General features: G+C 45.2%; 19 protein-coding genes. 10 read left to right on the plus strand and 9 right to left on the minus strand.

Features of this window, described 5'->3' with window-relative positions:
* Positions 1-463: 463 nt before the first annotated feature.
* From fccA to HQQ92_RS15435, 4 genes are all read left to right on the plus strand, one after another.
* A complete protein-coding gene (fccA, locus tag HQQ92_RS15420) occupies positions 464-2,257 on the plus strand; it encodes a fumarate reductase flavoprotein subunit FccA (protein WP_173246558.1) in 1,794 nt (597 codons plus the stop codon).
* A gap of 259 nt (positions 2,258-2,516) precedes the next feature.
* Positions 2,517-3,506, plus strand: a complete 990-nt coding sequence (locus tag HQQ92_RS15425; protein WP_173246561.1) for a 2-hydroxyacid dehydrogenase — start codon at positions 2,517-2,519, stop codon at positions 3,504-3,506.
* A 68-nt stretch (positions 3,507-3,574) separates the two neighbouring features.
* Positions 3,575-4,312 carry a dienelactone hydrolase family protein gene (locus HQQ92_RS15430; protein WP_173246565.1) on the plus strand — a complete coding sequence of 246 codons (738 nt, stop codon included), beginning with the start codon at positions 3,575-3,577 and terminating at the stop codon, positions 4,310-4,312.
* A gap of 50 nt (positions 4,313-4,362) precedes the next feature.
* The gene (locus HQQ92_RS15435) at positions 4,363-4,650 is read left to right on the plus strand and encodes a hypothetical protein (protein WP_173246570.1); all 288 of its coding nucleotides are present in this window, start codon (positions 4,363-4,365) and stop codon (positions 4,648-4,650) included.
* 136 nt (positions 4,651-4,786) lie between these two features.
* Here HQQ92_RS15435 and HQQ92_RS15440 read toward each other — a convergent pair whose 3' ends face one another.
* The 3 genes from HQQ92_RS15440 to HQQ92_RS15450 form a co-directional block, all read right to left on the minus strand.
* Entirely contained in the window at positions 4,787-5,248 is a 462-nt protein-coding gene (locus HQQ92_RS15440; protein ID WP_173246573.1) for a hypothetical protein, read from the minus strand.
* Positions 5,249-5,339: 91 nt separating this feature from the next.
* Positions 5,340-5,783: a hypothetical protein gene (locus HQQ92_RS15445; RefSeq protein ID WP_131525118.1), complete on the minus strand. Its 444-nt coding sequence runs from the start codon at positions 5,781-5,783 to the stop codon at positions 5,340-5,342.
* A 16-nt stretch (positions 5,784-5,799) separates the two neighbouring features.
* Positions 5,800-6,345: a mechanosensitive ion channel family protein gene (locus HQQ92_RS15450; RefSeq protein ID WP_006080363.1), complete on the minus strand. Its 546-nt coding sequence runs from the start codon at positions 6,343-6,345 to the stop codon at positions 5,800-5,802.
* 106 nt (positions 6,346-6,451) lie between these two features.
* Here HQQ92_RS15450 and HQQ92_RS15455 point away from each other — a divergent pair, with 106 nt between their 5' ends.
* The 4 genes from HQQ92_RS15455 (at position 6,452) to ahpF (ending at position 11,551) form a co-directional block, all read left to right on the plus strand.
* Positions 6,452-7,195: a spermidine synthase gene (locus tag HQQ92_RS15455; RefSeq protein WP_113939824.1), complete on the plus strand. Its 744-nt coding sequence runs from the start codon at positions 6,452-6,454 to the stop codon at positions 7,193-7,195.
* A gap of 89 nt (positions 7,196-7,284) precedes the next feature.
* Positions 7,285-8,820, plus strand: coding sequence for a leucyl aminopeptidase (locus HQQ92_RS15460; RefSeq protein ID WP_173246576.1), 1,536 nt, complete (start codon positions 7,285-7,287; stop codon positions 8,818-8,820).
* Positions 8,821-9,247: 427 nt separating this feature from the next.
* Positions 9,248-9,817, plus strand: coding sequence for an alkyl hydroperoxide reductase subunit C (gene ahpC / locus HQQ92_RS15465; RefSeq protein WP_105250080.1), 570 nt, complete (start codon positions 9,248-9,250; stop codon positions 9,815-9,817).
* Between the two features lie 162 nt (positions 9,818-9,979).
* Complete coding sequence (gene ahpF, locus HQQ92_RS15470; protein ID WP_173246578.1) at positions 9,980-11,551, plus strand: alkyl hydroperoxide reductase subunit F; 1,572 nt, start codon at positions 9,980-9,982, stop codon at positions 11,549-11,551.
* A gap of 72 nt (positions 11,552-11,623) precedes the next feature.
* Here the strand turns inward: ahpF and HQQ92_RS15475 are convergent, their stop codons facing one another.
* The 6 genes from HQQ92_RS15475 to brnQ all read right to left on the minus strand — a co-directional run bounded on the left by HQQ92_RS15475 (position 11,624) and on the right by brnQ (position 17,572).
* The gene (locus HQQ92_RS15475) at positions 11,624-12,064 is read right to left on the minus strand and encodes a GNAT family N-acetyltransferase (RefSeq protein WP_113939821.1); all 441 of its coding nucleotides are present in this window, start codon (positions 12,062-12,064) and stop codon (positions 11,624-11,626) included.
* Between the two features lie 34 nt (positions 12,065-12,098).
* Positions 12,099-12,428: a hypothetical protein gene (locus HQQ92_RS15480; RefSeq protein WP_113939820.1), complete on the minus strand. Its 330-nt coding sequence runs from the start codon at positions 12,426-12,428 to the stop codon at positions 12,099-12,101.
* Between the two features lie 23 nt (positions 12,429-12,451).
* Positions 12,452-14,176: a single-stranded-DNA-specific exonuclease RecJ gene (recJ, locus tag HQQ92_RS15485; RefSeq protein ID WP_173246581.1), complete on the minus strand. Its 1,725-nt coding sequence runs from the start codon at positions 14,174-14,176 to the stop codon at positions 12,452-12,454.
* Positions 14,177-14,270: 94 nt separating this feature from the next.
* The gene (gene dsbC / locus HQQ92_RS15490) at positions 14,271-14,996 is read right to left on the minus strand and encodes a bifunctional protein-disulfide isomerase/oxidoreductase DsbC (protein ID WP_105250085.1); all 726 of its coding nucleotides are present in this window, start codon (positions 14,994-14,996) and stop codon (positions 14,271-14,273) included.
* A gap of 140 nt (positions 14,997-15,136) precedes the next feature.
* A complete protein-coding gene (gene xerD / locus HQQ92_RS15495; RefSeq protein ID WP_105250086.1) occupies positions 15,137-16,039 on the minus strand; it encodes a site-specific tyrosine recombinase XerD in 903 nt (300 codons plus the stop codon).
* A 120-nt stretch (positions 16,040-16,159) separates the two neighbouring features.
* On the minus strand, positions 16,160-17,572 hold the full coding sequence (brnQ, locus tag HQQ92_RS15500) for a branched-chain amino acid transport system II carrier protein (RefSeq protein WP_173246583.1): 1,413 nt from the start codon (positions 17,570-17,572) through the stop codon (positions 16,160-16,162).
* A gap of 528 nt (positions 17,573-18,100) precedes the next feature.
* On the opposite strand from brnQ, the gene HQQ92_RS15505 reads away from it, so the two are divergent.
* Both HQQ92_RS15505 and srmB read left to right on the plus strand, forming a co-directional pair.
* Positions 18,101-18,817 carry a tRNA1(Val) (adenine(37)-N6)-methyltransferase gene (locus HQQ92_RS15505; RefSeq protein WP_173246586.1) on the plus strand — a complete coding sequence of 239 codons (717 nt, stop codon included), beginning with the start codon at positions 18,101-18,103 and terminating at the stop codon, positions 18,815-18,817.
* Positions 18,818-19,053: 236 nt separating this feature from the next.
* A complete protein-coding gene (gene srmB / locus HQQ92_RS15510) occupies positions 19,054-20,313 on the plus strand; it encodes an ATP-dependent RNA helicase SrmB (protein WP_173246589.1) in 1,260 nt (419 codons plus the stop codon).
* Positions 20,314-20,460: the final 147 nt, after the last annotated feature.

The raw sequence follows: 20,460 nt of genomic DNA on the forward strand, positions 1-20,460 counted from the left end.
TTAAAATGATAATATAATTTTATACAATAAAGGCTTTTGAAATAACATTATTTATAGAAGACATAAAAATAAATAAGCCATCACCTCAATATACAAGATTAAATTATAATATCTATAAAATACAAATAGATAAAACACGCTACCAAAACCATAATTCATACCATTTTTATTTTATAAAGTTAAAATCAATCCATTCAATATGTTAACTAACGCATGTTATACCGTATTGAAGCAGTGATTAGTCTCAACTTCATTAATATTTCCCATCCGATTGCACATTTTAAATATGTTATTTTCGCTGTAACAAAGGTTATGTGATCTGAGCACACATATACCTCTTTAGATAGTGCTAAATTTGCAAATGGAGAATGCTCTAACAGTGCGTGAGCTGCGTAAAAAATAAATATCACGCCACGATGAATAACCCTTATTAAGTAGATGAATGTACGGCGGAGGAACTATCATGTTCACAAGAAAGATTCAAAAAACAGCACTAGCCATGCTGATCTCTGGCGCTATGGCAGGTACTGCCTATGCAGCACCAGAAGTGCTAGCCGATTTTCACGGTGAAATGGGTAGCTGCGACAGCTGCCACGTATCAGACAAAGGTGGCGTCACCAACGACAACCTTACCCATGAAAATGCTCAGTGTGTTAGCTGCCACGGTGATTTAAAAGAACTGGCCGCCGCTGCACCTAAAGATAAAGTATCACCCCATAAATCTCACCTAATTGGCGAAATTGCTTGTACTAGCTGCCATAAAGGTCATGAAAAATCAGTCACCTATTGCGATGCTTGTCACAGCTTCGGCTTCGATATGCCTTACGGTGGCAAGTGGGAACGTAAGTTTGTGCCTGTTGATGCAGACAAAGCTGCTCAAGATAAAGCCATTGCCGCTGGCGCAAAAGAAACCACTGATGTCGTGATCATAGGTTCAGGTGGTGCAGGTCTTGCTGCAGCCGTTTCAGCCCGTGATGCAGGCGCTAAAGTTATCCTGCTTGAAAAAGAACCTATCCCAGGCGGAAACACTAAACTTGCTGCTGGCGGTATGAACGCTGCAGAAACTAAGCCACAGGCTAAACTAGGTATCGCAGACAAGAAACAAATCATGATCGACGACACCATGAAAGGTGGTCGCAATATTAACGATCCTGAATTAGTCAAAACCTTAGCCAACAACTCATCAGACTCTATCGATTGGTTAACCTCTATGGGTGCCGATATGACTGACGTAGGTCGTATGGGTGGCGCAAGTGTTAACCGTAGTCACCGTCCAACAGGCGGCGCAGGCGTGGGTGCACACGTAGCACAAGTTCTATGGGACAATGCAGTGAAACGTGGTACTGACATCCGCTTAAACAGCCGTGTAGTACGTATTCTTGAAGATGCGAGCGGTAAAATTACCGGCGTATTGGTGAAGGGTGAATACACAGGTTATTACGTTGTCAAAGCTGACGCTGTCGTTATCGCAGCGGGTGGTTTTGCGAAAAATAACGATCGTGTAGCTAAGTACGATCCTAAGTTAAAAGGCTTTAAAGCGACTAACCACCCAGGTGCTACAGGTGATGGCTTAGACGTGGCATTGCAAGCGGGTGCTGCAACTCGTGACTTAGAATTTATTCAAGCTCACCCAACTTATTCACCTGCTGGTGGTGTAATGATCACCGAAGCGGTACGTGGTAACGGTGCGATCGTGGTTAACCGTGAAGGTAACCGCTTTATGAACGAAATCACCACCCGTGACAAAGCGTCTGCCGCGATTCTGCAACAAAAAGGCGAAAGTGCTTATTTGGTATTCGATGACTCTATCCGTAAGAGCTTAAAAGCTATCGAAGGCTATGTGCACTTGAAAATTGTTAAAGAAGGCAAAACAATTGAAGATCTGGCTAAACAGTTGGATATTCCAGCAGCCGAACTCGCTAAAACAGTGAAAGCTTATAATGGCTTTGTTAAATCAGGTAAAGATGCTCAATTTGAACGTCCTGATTTACCACGTGAATTAGTTGTTGCACCTTTCTACGCTCTCGAAATCGCGCCAGCAGTTCACCACACTATGGGTGGTGTTGTGATCGATACTAAAGCCGAAGTGAAGAGTGAAAAAACGGGCAAGCCTATTGATGGTTTATATGCAGCAGGTGAAGTCACAGGTGGCGTTCACGGTGCTAACCGCTTAGGTGGTAATGCTATTTCCGATATCGTTACTTATGGCCGTATCGCGGGTGCATCTGCAGCTAAATACGCTAAAGACAAAAAGTAAAATGCAATAACGGAGGGTTAAAGGACTAACCCTCAGCTCATAATAGTACGACTTTCAATATGAGAGCCCTAGCTTGAACACTTCAAGTAAAAGCAGTCAATCAATAAGCGAGCCGTCAGGGGCTCGCTTTTTTTATTCCCAATTGATGATAAAGCTCACTCTTTTAACGGGGAATTTTCTAAGGCTAAGGACAAAAAGCCCTAACTCACTTACACTCTTTGCCAGATAATTACATCAGCAAACCCGTTAGGTGACTGAAATGAGAATTGGATTTTTTAGCGCAAAACATTACGACATGCAGCACTTTAACCGCACAAATGCTGCGTTTGGTGCACAAATTGAGTACTTCGATTATCGCCTCTGCATGCAAACAGTGAAGCTTGCCGAAGGTTTTGAAATTGTCTGCGCCTTCGTCAACGATTCACTCTGTGAAGAAGTTCTGGTCGAACTCGCTAAGGGTGGCACAAAAATTATCGCCATGCGCTGCGCTGGATTTAACAACGTCGATTTAGTTGCCGCTAAACGCTTAGGCATGCAAGTCGTTAACGTACCAGCTTATTCTCCTGAATCCGTGGCCGAACATACAGTCGCACTGATGTTGACACTGAATCGAAAAATCCACAAAGCTTACCAACGCACCCGCGATGCCAACTTCTCCCTCGAAGGCTTAGTCGGCTTTAACATGTTCGGCAAAACCGTCGGCGTGATTGGTACAGGTAAAATCGGCGTAGCAACCATCAAGGTATTGCTCGGTTTTGGTTGTAAAGTCATTGCCTTCGATCCCTTTATCAATCCGGCTGTCATCGCGCTGAATGTTGAATATCAAGATCTCGACTCTATTTATGCCAACAGCGATATCATCAGCTTGCATTGCCCGTTGACCGCGGATAACCGTCACTTACTAAACCAAGCCAGCTTCGCCAAGATGAAACCCGGTGTCATGGTGATCAACACCAGCCGCGGTGGTTTACTCAATGCTTTCGACGCAATGGAAGCATTAAAACTGGGACAAATCGGCTCGCTTGGGCTAGATGTATATGAAAACGAAAAGGGCCTGTTCTTCGAAGACAAATCGAATGAAATTATTCAAGACGATGTATTCCGTCGTTTATCAGCCTGCCATAACGTGATTTTCACGGGTCACCAAGCCTTCCTCACCGAAGAAGCCCTAGGCGCCATTGCCAAAACGACCTTGAGCAATATAAAAGCACTATATGCAGGTGAGCTATCTGGTAACGAATTGTTTTAACTGACAGATAAAATCCTGACTGCTAAAGTGAGGCTTCAACGTTTGAAGCCTCATAGAGGAATATAAATATGTTAGTGACTCAGGAAATTCAGGATATCTCCACACCTTCAGGGCTAATGCGCACCTATATCTATCGCCCAGAAGCACAGGGAATATTCCCAAGTATCATCTTTTATTCCGAGATATTTCAGCAAACTGCGCCCATCGCCCGCACCGCTACTATTCTTGCTGGCCACGGTTTTGTGGTGTTAGTACCCGAAGTGTTCCATGAGCTCAATCCTTTAGGCACAGTGCTCGCCTACGATGAACCGGGTAAAGACAAAGGTAACGCTGATAAATTTGCCAAACCCCTAGAACACCACGATAGCGATACCCAAGCACTGATCGATTTTGCCACTCAACAAACTTACTGCAATGGCAAAGTTGGCTCTATGGGCGTGTGTATCGGCGGCCACTTAGCCTACCGCGCCGCACTCAACCCCGCTATTTTAGGTGCATTTTGCCTTTATCCTACCGACATTCATTCCAACACCCTACCCTGCGCTTACGGCAATGACTCATTGAGCCGCAGCGGTGATATTCAAGGGGAATTAGTGTTAGTGTTCGGCAAGCAAGATCCCCACGTATCCGCGGAAGGCCGTGTTCTAATCCACCAGCAATTAATGGCGCTGAACCGTAACTTCACTTGGCTTGAGGTCAACGCCCAACACGCCTTTATGCGTGATGAAGGCGAACGCTATGATCCCGCACTCGCACTGCAAATGTACCTGCAAGCGGTAGCGTTTTTTCAAAGAGTGCTTCACTAGTTTATAAATTAAACATACAAGATATTAAATACTTAAGGAAAGAGTAAAAAATGAAACCCTATAAAAATTTATCCTCAAAAAACTTAGCATTACTATTAATGATTACCCGAGTAACAACCGTTGTTTCGTTATTAGCCGTCGTGCTTTCATTAATTGGCCTAGCGAGTCAGTTTTGGATGACACGTGGATTTAGCCTTAACTTTTGGTCGACAGTGGGCATAGCTACTCTTATCCCCTCTCTACAAGTGCTTTTGGGCTCTGGTATCATAGCTGCTATCATTGCATTTGAAGAATCCTACCGCCAAAAGTCTGAAGCCTTTATCGCCTCGTTAAAATAGCGTTTAGGGTTGCCAAAAATACACCTAACGATCTAACTTTTTAAAATCAAATGAATCACTAAAACCTTAACTAATATTATGGTTTTAGTGATTCATCCTTTCATATATTAAACTGCTAGTAAAAAGCAGATAATCACTATTCGGAATATATTTCATCGATAAAGCCATCTAAAACACCTATCTGTAAAAGGGGAAAACCTTCACCCCAAGAAATATCATATCCAATAGTAATGGCATTTGAACCTAGCTTACCAACACCAAGGCTGTATTCATTATTTGCATGAACTTCGATCAAGCATGGCAACAAAAATGCCCAAACATTGGATGAGGAGAGTTGGATTTCTGCAGGAACAATGTCAGAAGAGGTAAGGAAATAAATAATCCTAGCAGTTGCATCTTTTCTAATCTGCTCTGCATTATTGATGAGTTTATCGAATGCCTCACATTGGGATACTGTTGGTCCCTCTTTTGTCCCCCAAATACGTATGAGAAAGCCATCCCCTAAATAAGGTATATCTAACTTCCTTTCCCAGATTTTTGATTGACCTTTTCCTGAAATATCACCAAAAGGAAAAATGGTTATTGACTTTGCAAACATGCGAACTCCAAATAACTAAGGTTGCCAACCATGGTCAGATCTATCAAGTTTTTTCAAAATTATATACACGTATTACTCTGACTGTTCTCAATTACAAAGCAGTCATTATCTCCTTTAATTTTCGTGAATATTTTTTGCTGCCTGGTACTCTTATTTTTTTAAGATAACGTTCTAGTTCATCTTGCTTTTCAATTAAGAGGCAGAACTCAATAATGTATATCACCAAGAAATTTTTATAAAAAGGCAGTGTTGCGATAACATCATCATTGCTCTCTTGCTCATCTGGTGCATCAATAAAAGTATCTATTTTTTTATCGAAGAAACGAGTAAATAGTGGCATGTTCGATGACACTATCTTCTCCATCTCTAAAATAGAAAACTCGGCGGCGTTTATTTTTTGTGCATCATAGGCTAATAACACTTTAGGTAGATCACATTCATTCACATTTACTTTGCTATTCTTTTTTGCATAGACGAGTAATGAACTATAAAGTTCAGTATCAATCAATTTGCCAACATCTTCTTCAATGACCATGTATCTATATCCTTTGTTACTCAGGATCAAACTTCTTTTTGCCTTCGAGTAACGCCTGACGTTCGGCTAAGGGGGTTTGATCGGCCAGCTTTAACACTGCCTTTTGCAGCATGAGGTTATTAGGATAAGTGATGGTATCGCCGTTATCGCGATGGATCAGCACATGGAATAAAGCGATTTCGATGATCACGCCGCTAATATCTTCATCCTTATCGACCACTCTAATACGTTCACCGATACGGTAGGGAAACACGAAAAAGATCAGCACGCCAGCGGTTAAATTACTCAATATCGACCATTGAGCAACCAATGCTACGCCCATTACTGCAAAGGCGGATGACACAAATAGCGACACATCCTGATAGCCCAGTCCGAGCGAGACCGCCATCAGTGACAAGGTAATAAAAAACATCACATAGGAAATAAAACGGGTCACTAAACTGGTCCGTGCAACACTCACTTGCTTCATTTGCGCGAGTTTTCTAACCCAATGGGTTAAGGCGCGCTGTAAAAAGAGAAACACTGCAAGATAAATACAGGCAAGCAGGATTTGATTTGTCATAATAGCGGCTCAATTAACTAAAACTGTCTGAATTCTAACTTTTTTGCGCGAGCAGTTATAGCCCGTGCAAACAAGCCAAACAGCTAAACCGAGTAATTAATCCAATATGGCCGATTCGACCCTCTTACATGAAACCCAAGACGCACTAGGCCCGATTCGTGTAATCGATTACGACGACTCACGGATCCTGTCCTTTGGGGATAACGATGAGCAGAGTAAGATCCTCAAGGCGGCGCCCCATATTCCCCAGCACACTTATGTGCAAGCCATGTTGTTGGTTTTACTATTTTGTAAGCCCAAGAGCGCTATTGTTTTAGGTTTAGGCGGCGGCTCGATTATTCACTCACTGCGCAATTTCGATGCGGCAATAAAGTTAACAGCAGTGGAATTACGCCCCGCGGTGATTGAGTTAGCTAAGCGCTATTTTCAGCTGCCGATAGGTAAAAAGCTCAATCTTATCAATGATGATGCTATTGCTTTTTTAGCTGCTGGCGATCATAAAAAAGTGGATGTAATTTTTGCCGATATTTACACAGCCAAAGGCGTTGAAACAGGGCAGCTTTCGCCAATATTCCTTGAGCAATGCACTAACCTCATCAAACCCAATGGGTATTTAGTGCTGAACTGCTGGAAAGAACATAGCCAAAATCGCGAGTTGTTAGCCGACTTACAACAACACTTTGCCCATGTGAACGCTTGTCTCACAGGCGGCGGTAATTGGGTGATTTTTGCGAGCCAATCGCCACAGCTTTTAGGCACCTCGGCCCTTAAAAGTAGTGCTCAATCTTTATCGCAACAATTGGGTTTTGCCCTTGATCGATCATTGACACGCTTTGGGCCTTGGATTTAATACTAATATCAGCAAAATAGCGTAAATTAGTTAACCCTAAGGCTGAGCTTTGATATTCTTCTCACACTTCCATGATATGAGCTGTCACCATGAAAAATAATAATAAATTGATGTTAAGCGTTATGGCTCTGGCGTGCCTTAACTCTCTCAATGCTAACGCCGAAAGTTTTAGTTTTGACACTCGTAGCTCACTGAATTCAGATACATTAGTGCTATTCCAAAGTGCTGACTCCACTACCTATGGGATCGACTTTTTACCTCAGTCGACCCAAGATCAATTAAACCTAGCAACGGCGGATAATATTTTTTCCGGCAAACGGGGGGAAATCCTCGAGATTTTGGTACCCAGCGAAATTGATGCTAAACGGGTCTTACTGGTCGGCATTGGCGATGCAAAAAACTTAACGCCCGGTGACATTAATACCATCGGTGGCAATGTTGCGGCCAAACTCGATACGGTTCCCCAAGCTACAGTGCGTGTACTCACCCAAGGCTTAACTGCCGCGCCGCTATTTGCCTCTGAGCTTGCACACGGAATTGAACTACGCAGTTATCGCTACACTCAGTTCAAAGCGAGCCCCCGTGCCGAGAAGAATTACCAAATCGCTGTCGATGATTTAAGTCGCAACCAAAAACACCATAAAAATCTGCAAGCGGTTGAAGCAGGTGTGTTTTTAGCGCGCGATCTGACAAACGCACCTGCAGACATTATGTATCCCGACAGCTTTGCTAACGAAGCCAGAAAGCTCAAATCCCTCGGCGTTAAAGTCACGGTATTAGAAGCCAAAGATATCGAACGTCTACAACTGGGCGCCTTAGCTGCTGTAGGTAAAGGCAGCGAGCGCCCACCTAAGTTAGTGGTCGCCCATTGGCCTGGTAGCAAAGACGTGCCAATCGCACTGGTCGGTAAAGGCATCACCTTCGACTCGGGTGGTTACAATATTAAGGCGACAGGTACTTCAATCGCGCGGATGAAGTCAGATATGGCAGGTGCAGCCACTGTGCTTGGCACTATTAAAGCCATGGCGATTCAAAAAGCGCCAGTCAACGTAGTGGCGATTATGCCCATGGCGGAGAACATGGTATCGGGTCATGCAATGATCCCAGGTGATGTGATTAAAACCGCCCAAGGTCTCACCGTTGAAGTGCTCAATACCGATGCCGAAGGTCGCCTAGTGCTGGCCGATGGCCTCTGGTATGCCAGAGAAAATTATAAGCCATCAGTGATTATCGATGTTGCGACACTGACAGGCTCAAAAGTGAGTGCGTTAGGCAATGTTTACGCAGGCTTGTTTACCGATTCTGAGCCTTTAGTGCAGCAGCTAACTTATGCTGGTCAACAGGTTGGCGAAAAGGTCTGGCGCTTACCGTTAGATCAAGCCTATGCGGATGAGCTTAAATCCACTATCGCGGATCTCACAAACACAGGTAAAGAAGGCAGCGCGGGGGCTTCCTCTGCGGCCATGTTCTTAAAACGCTTTGCGGGCGAACAGCCTTGGGCACATCTCGATATCGCAGGTAATGCCTTAACCGCCACTGATACCGCTGTTGTGCCTGCGGGCGCAACAGGTTACGGCGTGCGCTTACTCAGCACTTGGTTAACTCAACCCAAAGCACAGAACTAGAAACTAGAAACTAGAACCTAGAACCTAGAACCTAGAACCTCAGTATCTTGTTTTAATTGTATTTACACTTTAAGGGATATCATTGATATCCCTTTTTTATGCTCGAAATTTATCTTATCTCAATCACCAAAGACCAAAGACCAAAGACCAAAGACCAAAGACCAAAGACCAAAGACCAAAGACCAAAGACCAAAGACCAGCAGGCTAAACCCAAACTACACCCAGTCACGCCAAACCCGCAGCAGTCGCAGAAAAACCGATTGAGTCCGACCTAATCGCATCGTCATTCGACTAAACCGATTAAGATAATAGTTTTTATCCGTTATCTTAATTTTAATCGAGTCGGTAATATGCTTCACATCGACAGGACGCAAGCAAATGTCCTCGTTATGAACTTAAGCCATCATCAACTAAATGGAAGCATAAAATGACTCAATCAATTATCAACAGCACAATCAAACCATTCAAAGCCACTGCATTCCACAATGGTGAGTTCGTTCCAGTAACTGAACAAGACCTGTTAGGTAAATGGTCTGTTGTCTTCTTCTACCCAGCAGATTTTACCTTTGTTTGCCCAACTGAATTAGGCGACATGGCTGATCACTACGAAAAACTGCAAGGAATGGGTGTTGAAGTTTACTCAGTATCAACTGACACTCACTTCACTCACAAAGCATGGCATGACACGTCAGACACCATCAAGAAGATCAACTTCCCAATGCTGGCTGACCCAACAGGCACTATCAGCCGTAACTTCGGCGTGATGATTGAAGAAGACGGTTTAGCACTACGTGGTACTTTCGTGATTAACCCAGAAGGCCAAATCAAGGTCAGCGAAGTTCACGATTTAGGCATCGGCCGTAGCGCTCAAGAGCTAGTTCGTAAAATTCAAGCAGCTCAATATGTTGCTACTCACGATGGCGAAGTTTGCCCAGCTAAATGGCAACCAGGTGACGAAACATTAGCACCGTCTTTAGACCTAGTTGGCAAAATCTAATTTAGCCTGCAAAGCGTCAACCCCGCCAGTCTAGCGTCCCAAGCTGATTGGCGTTACAGCGGACACAGTTGTAGCGCCACGCAGCAAAGGATTAAGCCCGCCCCTGCAAGGGCCTAGACTGGCCCCCTCTTTCTCCCTTTTAAGCGATTTTGGAGTCATCACATGTTAGATGCGAATTTAAAAAATCAACTGCAAACCTATCTGCAAAACCTCAAGAGACCAGTTGAACTTGTCGTGTCTGCAGATGAAAGTAGAAAGTCTCAAGAATTAAAAAGCTTAGCGCAAGACATTGTCAGCCTATCTTCTCTGGTGAGCCTGAAAGAAGTTCAGGGCGAACGCATCCCAGCGATGACAGTGATTAACCCAGAGCTTAATACGCAAATCAGCTTTGCTGGTCTGCCTATGGGTCACGAATTTACCTCACTCGTGCTGGCATTACTGCACACGGGTGGACACCCAATCAAACTCAGCGATGATATTATTGAGCAGATCCGCAATCTGCCAGGCAAATATGCCTTTGAAACTTACGTCTCACTGACCTGCCAAAACTGCCCAGACGTAGTACAGGCACTGAACATGATGGCGGCTATTAACCCGAATATCACCAACGTGATGATCGACGGTGCCCTGTTCCAAGAAGAAGTAACCAGCAAAAACATTATGGCTGTGCCTTCTGTCTACTTAAATGGCGAAGTGTTTGCAGCCGGCCGTATCAGCATTGGCGAGATCCTCAATAAACTGGATACCAATGCCGCAAGCCGTAAGGCCGATGAAATTAATGAAAAAGCGCCATTCGAAGTCTTAGTCGTTGGCGGTGGCCCAGCCGGCGCAGCAGCAGCCATTTATGCAGCACGTAAAGGACTTCGCACCGGTATTGTTGCCGACAAGTTTGGCGGACAAGTCGCTGAAACCGTCGGTATCGAGAATTTTATTTCGGTCAAAGCGACCGAAGGTCCAAAACTAGTAGCAAACCTTGAAGCCCATGTAAGAGACTACGAAGTCGACATCATGGACAACCAAAAAGCTGTGTCGTTAGGCACCGATGGCTTGTTCGAGCTTGAATTGGCAAGCGGCGCGAAATTACGTAGCCGTACCGTATTGTTAGCCACAGGTGCACGCTGGCGTGAAATGAACGTCCCCGGCGAGAAAGAATACCGCGGCAAAGGTGTCGCATACTGCCCGCATTGCGACGGCCCGTTATTTAAGGGCAAGCGTGTGGCGGTGATTGGCGGCGGTAACTCAGGTATCGAAGCGGCTATCGATCTTGCGAACATAGTAGAACATGTGACTGTGCTGGAATTTGATAAAACCCTGCGCGCCGACGATGTACTGCAACGTAAAGCGGCTTCTATGGGTAACATTAAAATCATTACCCAAGCCATGACCACTGAAGTGACAGGCGATGGTACTCGGGTTAATGGCCTGAACTACACAGACAGAGCCACTGGCGAGAGTCACCATGTCGCACTTGCAGGTATCTTCGTGCAGATTGGGCTAGTACCGAATGCGGAATGGTTGAAGGGCACGATCGATTTAACCCCAAGGGGCGAGATCATAGTCGATGAGCGCGGACAAACCTCAGTCCCAGGTATTTTTGCCGCAGGTGATGTCACTAACTCACCTTTCAAACAAATTATCATTGCCATGGGCAGCGGCGCGACCGCATCACTGGGCGCATTTGATTACTTAATTCGCCACAGCGATGAAGAAACCGCCGCGACCAAAGCCGCTTAAGGCTTAACTCGTCAACAGACATCAAAGCTAACGCACAAAAATAGCCAGCATTTGCTGGCTATTTTTTTGATGTTAACTAAGGCATTGATAAGGCTTAGCAGGCCTAATTTGCATTAGCATTTCAGGCGTATCGACCGCTTTAAATCCAAACTGGGCGTAGAGTCCATGGGCATCGCGGGTGGCTAACATTATCCGTCTTAAACCTTGTAATTCAGGATGTTCAAGAATCGCTGTTATCATCAACTTGCTTAAACCTAAGCCGCGGTGCGACTCAAGTACAAACACATCGGCAAGATAGGCAAAAGTGGCTTTATCTGTAATTAAGCGGCCAAAAGCCACTTGTTGATTGTCCTTATCAAATACCCCAAAACACAGGCTATTGGCTAACGCTTTTTGTAGCAGCGCCTTTGGCATGCCCTGCGCCCAATAGCTATTACTAATAAAGCCATGGATAACCTCAAGATTCATTTCAGCTTGGTCTGTACTGACTCTGTATCCTGTTTCCTGCTGCATTTTCCTTTCTCCGAAATTTTCCGTTAACGTCAGTTCAGGTGTTATTGGCACTCATAAATATCATAAATGCCATCGCTAATAACACCACTTTAGCTAACGAATACAAAGCCCCCGCTAAAGTGCCACCGCCATGATAACTAAAGGCTAAGTGACGATTGATTTCATACTTAAAGGATTTAGCTAAATAACGGTAAGCGAGAAAGTAAAACAAGGAGGCTGCTGGCCAAATCCCCATAAGTAGCATTTGCCCCTGAGCCTTAGTGGTGAGTAAGGTTGAGATAAACGGTATGCTTAAGCAGACAACATATATCCAAGCAAAACGCTTAAGTAGCTGGCGGATTTTTTTATCGGATAATGATTTCAACTTCACTCCTTGTCATCAGAAGCTTACATAGCTTCGATTTGCTCAACCATAAGTTGCAGCGAAAAATTGCCGCGATACTCATTCACATCGAGTTTATACACAACACGGGCATGATTAATCGTCGCATCTGGCCAAGTATGCAAATCCACATTAAAGGCAATGGCATCGAGCATCACAGTGCCGCATTGGGTTTCGAGTACGAGCTTAAGGTGACGCTCACCGACAAGACGTTGTTGCACTATCGTAAAGTAACCATCGAATAACGGCTCTTCGAAAGCTTGTCCCCAAGGCCCCGCATTACGCAGTAACTGAGCCATTTCAAGATTCAACTCTGCGGGAGTGAGTTCGCCATCGGACCAAAGCTCGCCCGTTAACAACTCAGGTTTAAGCTGCTCACGCACCGCATCATCATAGGCTTTAGCAAATGTCGCAAAACTGCCCGCTTTGAGCGATAAACCCGCCGCCATTGCATGACCACCAAATTTGATAATCAGTCCCGGATGGCGAGTGTTCACTAACTCCAATAAGTCGCGCATATGCAAGCCTTTGATCGAACGCGCAGAACCTTTAATTTCACCATTGCCCGCATCGGCAAAGGCAATCACGGGTCTATGGTATTTGTCTTTAATGCGCGAGGCCAAAATCCCGATCACGCCTTGATGCCAATCCTCTTGAAATAAAGCAATCCCCCAAGGTAACTCGGCTTCGTTAAGCTTTAAGTGCTCTAGGCTTTTTAAGGCTTCCTGCTGCATGCCGACTTCCAGCTCACGACGCTCTTGGTTTAACCCATCGAGCTCGGCCGCCATACGCCGCGCGTACATCATGTCTTCACAGAGTAAGGTTTCGACCCCAAGTGCCATTTCATCCAACCGGCCTGCGGCATTCAGTCTTGGGCCCACGGCAAAACCAAAGTCAGATGCGACAATGCGCGCCGGATTTCGCTTCGCCACTTCAAGCAACGCAGTAATCCCCACACGGCAACGCCCAGCTCGCACGCGCTGCAAACCTGCTTCAACCAAAATACGATTATTGGCATCGAGTGACACCACATCGGCAACGGTGCCAAGGGCAACGATATCGAGTAGTGTGCCTAAATTAGGCTCAGCAATACCATGGGTTTGATACCAGTTTCGCGTCCGTAATTCAGCCCTTAATGCCGTCATCAAATAAAAGGCCACGCCGACACCCGCTATCGATTTGCTGGCAAATGGACAGCCCGGTTGGTTAGGGTTCACTATCGCATCGGCAGCGGGTAACTCATGGCCGGGTAAATGATGGTCGGTAATCACCACTTGCATCCCAAAGGCTTTGGCCGCCGCAACACCGTCAATTGATGAAATACCATTATCAACTGTGATGAGTAGCTCAGCCTGTTTGGAAGCCGCAACTGCAACAATTTCAGGGCTTAAGCCGTAACCATAATCGAAGCGATTGGGGATCAAATAATCCACTTTCACCGCGCCCATCATCCGCAGTGCCAACATACACACACTGGTTGAGGTCGCGCCGTCTGCGTCAAAGTCACCCACGATCAGAATCGACTTATTCGCCTGCATTGCATCGGCGATAAGCGCCGCGGCTTCGGGCAACCCTTTCATGGTTTCAGGTCTTAATAGACCCTTAAGGACAAGCTCGCATTCGTGGGTTAGCGCACCACGGCGAGCGTAAAGCTGTTTCAATAGCGGCGAAAGATGAGCGGGTAAATGGCTATCATCAACGGTTGGGCGACGGACTATCTTATGGATCAAGGGACTCAAACTCTCATGAAATCGTGGCAATAAGATAACAAAAAGGTGAGCCTTAAGCTCACCTTTCGTGGGATAAATTTTACATTTTAGGCTGTTACTGACGTGCCTCTAAGGTGCGTAATAAGTCTTCAGGCGGTTGATAACCAGGGATCATATTGCCATCTTCTAATACGATTGCAGGCGTACCATTAACACCAAAGGTTGTGCCTAAAGCATATTGCTCAGCAATTTTAGCATCACATGTTGCCGCGGCAACTTTGCTGCCCGCTTTAGCATCAGTCATAGCTTTTAATGGATCTTTAGCACACCAGATAGCTTGCATCTCGTCGGCATTAGCTGACGGCACACCCGCTCGCGGGAAAGCTAAGTAACGCACTGTGATACCAAGTTTATTGTAGTCAGACATTTGGCTATGCAGTTTACGGCAATAACCACAGCTAACATCGGTAAATACAGTGACCACGTGTTTTTCGTTTTTCGCTTTATAGACAAGCATATTCTCTTCAAGCGGCTTCATCATTTCTAAACGCGGACCCGCTAATGCGGCTTCGGTTAAGTTTTTCATGCCCTTATCGATATCATACACACTACCGTGGAATAGTTTTGAACCATCACGGCTAATATAGAGCACGCCGCGGTTAGTCATGGCTTGATACAAGCCCTCAATTGGTGAGTCCTGCATAGAAATGACTTCAACATCTAACATCTCACCGAGTTTTTGCTTAATCGCAGCGGTATCGGGAGACGTCGCAGTGGCAGCGCTGGCAAGTGGTGCAACTAGGAGGGCAAAAACTAAGGATAATGCTGGGGTCAACTTCATGGGACATCCTATAAATTGTGTCGCTACAACGAGATATTGGGGCCGTTCTAACTCGAGATATTCAATAGACCCTGTATAGGGGCAAAAAGTTACAGACAAGCCGCGCGGAAAGCAAATTTATGCTGTAACTAAATCCTTTTTTAGCCTCTAGGATGATGCTGTTGATGCAATTCCTGCAATCTTGCCCGTGCGACATGGGTATAAATCTGTGTCGTCGATAAGTCGCTGTGACCTAATAACAGTTGGACAACCCGCAGATCGGCACCGTGATTGAGCAAATGAGTGGCAAAAGCATGTCGTAAAGTGTGCGGTGATAATGCAGTTTCAATCCCCGCACGCAGAGCATAAAGTTTAATCCGATGCCAAAAAGTTTGCCGCGTCATCATCTGCCCGCGTTTCGACGGAAATACCACATCAGATTGTTTATTACCGAGCAACTCTTGGCGAGCAAATTTCATGTAGCCCTCCACTTCGGTAATAGCCAATTCCCCCAGCGGCACAAGACGCTCTTTGCCACCCTTGCCCACAATACGTACTAAGCCTTGGCGCAAACTCATTTGCTCCATGGTCAAGCCGACAAGTTCACTCACCCTGAGGCCAGTTGCATACAAAAGCTCTAGCATTGCCTTGTCACGGCATTCGACGGCATCATCCACATTGGGCTCAGACAGTAAACGGTCAACCTGCGACTCACTCAGAGAATCCGGCAAATGGCGCGTTAACTTAGGTGACTCGACTAAGGCCATAGGATCGGCTGAAATCTGCTTGGTCTGCACCAGATAAGTATAGAAACGCCGTAAGCTGCTGAGCAGCCGAGCGCTACTGGTACGCGCAAAATTCTGCTCAACTCTAAAGGCCAGATATGCCCTAACATCGGCCTGAGAAACCGCGAGTAACGTCACGCCTTGCTGACCTTGATAACGATCAAAATGGCGTAAATCGGTACGATAGGCCGATAGCGTGTTATCACTCAGTCCCTTGCTTGACCAAAGATCATCAAGAAAAGCATCGATAAGTGGATCTGGCATATAGGTTTTAGGCACAAATACTCCATAAAAAAACGGCGTAATCAAATGATACGCCGTTGATATTAATTTAAATATGTCTAAGCCTGCATAAGCTTAACTGAGTTAAGCATAAAGACGAGAACTCGAATGCAAAGCCTAGGCTGCAGCCGTTTGACCACGGCCACGACCGAATACTAAACACAGTGCAATCGTCGCAATGGTCGGCAATAACCAAGCCATACCTTCTTCATAGAGTGGCAGCTTAGATAACACTGGAGACATAACATTCACTATATGGATAAAGCCCTGTGCTAAGCCATTCATGGCTTGACCATCAGCGTCAGTCAAACTTTTCGCTGCCACTTTAAGACCATCGAAGATGCCGAAAAACAGTGCCACGCTCAGTACTGCACGATGTGCAAACTGTGGATTCGCAAAATAAGCGGTCAGGAAAGTCACAACCACAAGAGCAATAGCCACAGGATAAATCGTCATTAATACGGGAATACTAATAGCAATCAACTGACTTAGGCCCACGTTCGCAATCACAGCGCATATCAAGCTTAAAAAGATCACGAGGAAACGGTAAGACAGTTTAGGCATTAGCTCATTAAAGAACTCAGAACACGCACTCACCAGTCCAACCGCAGTGGTCAAACAAGCTAAAGTCACGACTGATGACAACAAGACTGAGCCTAGCTCCCCAAACTCGCGGGTCACGTAATTTGTTAATATTTCGCCGCCATTTTTAGTGCCGATAGCGATGTCGCCAGCGGTTGCACCTAAAAAGAACAAGGACACATACACAAAAGTTAAACCAGCGGCGGCAATAAAGGCTGCACGGATTAGATACTTAGTTTGATCACTGGGTTGGTCAATGCCCTTTTTACGCAGGATATCAATAATCAACATACCAAACATCAAGGATGCTAACGTATCCATAGTGTTATAGCCTTCCAAAATACCTTTGGTCAGCGGATGCTGTTGGTAATCCCCCACAGCTTGGCCTACTTCGGATGCAGGTAAAAACAGCACTGAAACGGCTAATCCGACCAACAAAATCAATAAAATAGGCGTTAATACTTTACCTACGCTATCGAGCAACTTACCAGGGAAAAGCGCCAGCAACATAGTGACAGCGAAGAAACCTAATGTGTATAGCAGTTGCGTCAGGTTTAATTCTAAACTGCCCAGCAAAAACGTTGCCGTGGTGTCATCGATAAATGGCTTAGCGCCAATCTCGTAAGCCACTAATCCCGTACGCGGCGCAGCAAAAGCAGGGCCGATAATAATGTAAATCGCGACGGCCAATGTCGTTGCTGCAAATACTGGCAGCATAGCCATAACCTTACCTTGAGCCTTAGCGACAGCAATCAGTCCAACTAAAGGTAAACCTACGGCGGTAATCAAAAAACCCAACATGGCGAGGGGCATATTTTCGCCCGCTAACATACCCGCGAATGGTGGAAAAATTAGGTTTCCCGCACCTAAAAAGAACGCAAAGGTCATAAAACCTAAGCCTAATGTATCTCCGATACTCATCTGATTGTCTTGCACTGGAAGCCCCATCTTGTCTTATTGTTTTTTTACAAACTTAAGTGATTATGTGTCGATTAGCCATAGCTAAAACAAAGCCCATCCGGAGTGCAAATCTATGTTTACACAATTCCGTGGTAAATATGTTCGATATCTGCCGAGTTTATAAACGATGGCGAACGTTTATGTAGCCTAACTGACGACTAATTCACCAACAAACTCGTTTACCTATCCGTTAATCTTAAAAGTGATTAAAAATGGGGGCGAAACTAATACCAGACTTAAAGCATCAATACAAGACAACAAGTCCGTTCAGGCAAAAAAAGCGAAATAATGCTAATTAACTGCTAATAAAAGGTTTCTAAGGCAATAAATTAAAGCGTTAATTAAGTGAAATAAGTATTGCCACGTAAAATAGTAAATGATTTGGCGACACAAATTCATACAGCTAGGACAGATGCGACTGTTTAAAAACATTAGCTAAAAACGAAGGCTAGAATTAGAATATTGCGCGCCCAATATTGGGCCTAAATCACTTTAGAACGGCAAAATTAACTCCCCATGGCATTCACTTTTAAACAATTTCATATCGATGACATGAATTGCGGCATGGCCGTAGGCACAGACAGCGTCGTCCTTGGGGCATGGGCACAACTGACCACCGCGAAATCAATCTTAGATATAGGCGCAGGCAGCGGCTTACTCAGTTTAATGGCAGCTCAGCGCAGTCAAGCACATATCACCAGTGTCGAATTAGACACCAATGCCGCCCATGCTTGCCAACATAACTTCCACAATAGTCCTTGGGCCAATCGACTGACCTTAGTTAATTGCAGCATCCAAGACTTTTGCCAACAAACTGAGTATCAAGGGTATTTTGATCACATAATTTGTAATCCCCCCTATTTTGAGCAAGGCACGCAAGCGATACAATCCCAGCGCGCTATGGCCCGTCACACAGATAGCTTAAGCTTTACCGCACTACTCGATGCCATTCATGTGTGCCTAGCACCGCAAGGAAAGGCAAGTCTCATATTACCAATGCAGAGTATGGCCCGTTTCGACGAAATATTAACGCACTCTCAGCTCAATTTGATTGAAATAACCAACCTTATCAGCATTGTAGGGAAAAGCGCTAATCGAGTACTCTGCGTACTCGCCCACAAGACTCATCCACAAATGGCTCCAAAGCTCAGTGATATCACTATTCGTGAACGTTCTGGCCAATACACACAAACCATGGTGCAATTGATCCAAGATTTTTACCTTAAATACTGATATCGAGTCCAATCCTGACAAGTTAAGTAAAGCTCGCTAAGTTTGGCAAATTTAACGAAAGGTCCAATTTCCCACAAATTAAATGCTAATACATTGACCTAAAAGTAATTAACTTATGCCAATTACCATAAAACTTTACTGACACAGAAGATAAACACAGGAGATCTAGATAAGTTATTTAAGTTAACCGCCATAACCTTTATAATGCTTCGCTATTATCCGTCGAGACGCTGCGCATGCAATTTGAAGATTTCCAGCTTGACCCTAGCTTATTAGAGTCGCTTAATGCCATGGGGCATCATTCACCCACTACGATTCAGCAAGAAACGATTCCTTACGCCCTAGAGCAAAAAGATATTCTTGCGCGCGCCCCGACAGGAACAGGTAAAACAGCGAGCTTTTTACTGCCCTCGCTACAACATTTGATCGATTTTCCCCGTCGTTTTGCTGGACAAGCAAGAGTGCTAATCCTCACGCCAACCCGTGAGTTAGCCAGCCAAATCCACCGTTATGCGAGTCACCTAGCCACGGGCCAAGGTTTAGATATTGCTATCGTTACTGGTGGCGTTCCTTATGGACCACAGGAAGAAGCCTTAGCAGGCAACGTCGATATTCTGGTCGCGACCCCAGGCCGCCTGATGGAATATTTAGACAAAGGCAATTTCAACGCACAAGAAGTCGATATCTTAATTATCGACGAAGCCGATCGCATGTTAGACATGGGCTTCTCTTCTGTGGTGCAAGCCATTGCTATTGAGGCCCAAGGCCGCAAACAGAACATGCTGTTTTCTGCCACCTTAGAAGGCGGCGGTGTACAACGTTTTGCCCGTGAAGTGTTAAACGACCCGATTGAAATCGATGTTGAAGCCCCTCGCAGTGAAAAAGCCAAGATCCACCAATGGATCCACTTAGCCGATGATAAAGAGCATAAATTTGCGCTGTTGTGTCATCTGCTACGCCAAGAGGATGTCAAACGGACTATCGTATTTGTGAAAACCCGCGACATCGTTTCTAGCCTAGAAGGCCAGTTACTTAAAGTCGGTATTCCCTGCGCCTTTATGCGTGGCGATATGGAACAGAAGAAACGCTTCCAAGCCTTAAGTCGCTTTACTAAAGGTGAAGTCAATGTCTTGTTGGCGACCGATGTGGCTGCACGCGGTATCGATATCGACGATATCACCCATGTGATCAACTTCGATATGCCACGTTCTGCCGACACTTATATCCACCGCATTGGCCGTACTGGCCGCGCTGGCGCAAAAGGTACCGCGATTTCGCTTGCCGAAGCCCACGACATGCGTATCGTTGGTAAAATCGAGCGTTATATCGAGCAACCGTTGAAACGCCGCGTGATCGAAGAGCTGCGTCCAAAGAATAAAGAAGCGCGCACACCGGGTAAGAAAAAAGCCAAAGTGAAAGCGAAAGAAGCTGCGAAGAAAACGAGCAAGAAAGAAGCGGCAAAGAAAGCGAGTAAAATCGCCCGTAAGAAAAAGTAACACCCGCTTAAATTCACCAAACTAAAGCCGCTATATGCGGCTTTTTTATTACCAAAATATAACTTACATGGGTGATTTTACTAAAAATATCCTGCTATGTTTAATTATATAGAATGAAATGCGGCGGATTTAGAGCCGTTAACCCCA

Origin of the sequence: Shewanella sp. DC2-4 (assembly GCF_013248875.1) — a bacterium.
Classification (GTDB): Bacteria; Pseudomonadota; Gammaproteobacteria; order Enterobacterales; family Shewanellaceae; genus Shewanella; species Shewanella oncorhynchi.

Coding starts and splice junctions, on each gene's coding strand:
- fccA (WP_173246558.1), top strand. CDS start 464: ATGTTCACAAGAAAGATTCAAAAAACAGCACTAGCCATGCTGATCTCT.
- HQQ92_RS15425 (WP_173246561.1), top strand. CDS start 2,517: ATGAGAATTGGATTTTTTAGCGCAAAACATTACGACATGCAGCACTTT.
- HQQ92_RS15430 (WP_173246565.1), top strand. CDS start 3,575: ATGTTAGTGACTCAGGAAATTCAGGATATCTCCACACCTTCAGGGCTA.
- HQQ92_RS15435 (WP_173246570.1), top strand. CDS start 4,363: ATGAAACCCTATAAAAATTTATCCTCAAAAAACTTAGCATTACTATTA.
- HQQ92_RS15440 (WP_173246573.1), bottom strand. CDS start 5,248: ATGTTTGCAAAGTCAATAACCATTTTTCCTTTTGGTGATATTTCAGGA.
- HQQ92_RS15445 (WP_131525118.1), bottom strand. CDS start 5,783: ATGGTCATTGAAGAAGATGTTGGCAAATTGATTGATACTGAACTTTAT.
- HQQ92_RS15450 (WP_006080363.1), bottom strand. CDS start 6,345: ATGACAAATCAAATCCTGCTTGCCTGTATTTATCTTGCAGTGTTTCTC.
- HQQ92_RS15455 (WP_113939824.1), top strand. CDS start 6,452: ATGGCCGATTCGACCCTCTTACATGAAACCCAAGACGCACTAGGCCCG.
- HQQ92_RS15460 (WP_173246576.1), top strand. CDS start 7,285: ATGAAAAATAATAATAAATTGATGTTAAGCGTTATGGCTCTGGCGTGC.
- ahpC (WP_105250080.1), top strand. CDS start 9,248: ATGACTCAATCAATTATCAACAGCACAATCAAACCATTCAAAGCCACT.
- ahpF (WP_173246578.1), top strand. CDS start 9,980: ATGTTAGATGCGAATTTAAAAAATCAACTGCAAACCTATCTGCAAAAC.
- HQQ92_RS15475 (WP_113939821.1), bottom strand. CDS start 12,064: ATGCAGCAGGAAACAGGATACAGAGTCAGTACAGACCAAGCTGAAATG.
- dsbC (WP_105250085.1), bottom strand. CDS start 14,996: ATGAAGTTGACCCCAGCATTATCCTTAGTTTTTGCCCTCCTAGTTGCA.
- brnQ (WP_173246583.1), bottom strand. CDS start 17,572: ATGGGGCTTCCAGTGCAAGACAATCAGATGAGTATCGGAGATACATTA.
- HQQ92_RS15505 (WP_173246586.1), top strand. CDS start 18,101: ATGGCATTCACTTTTAAACAATTTCATATCGATGACATGAATTGCGGC.
- srmB (WP_173246589.1), top strand. CDS start 19,054: ATGCAATTTGAAGATTTCCAGCTTGACCCTAGCTTATTAGAGTCGCTT.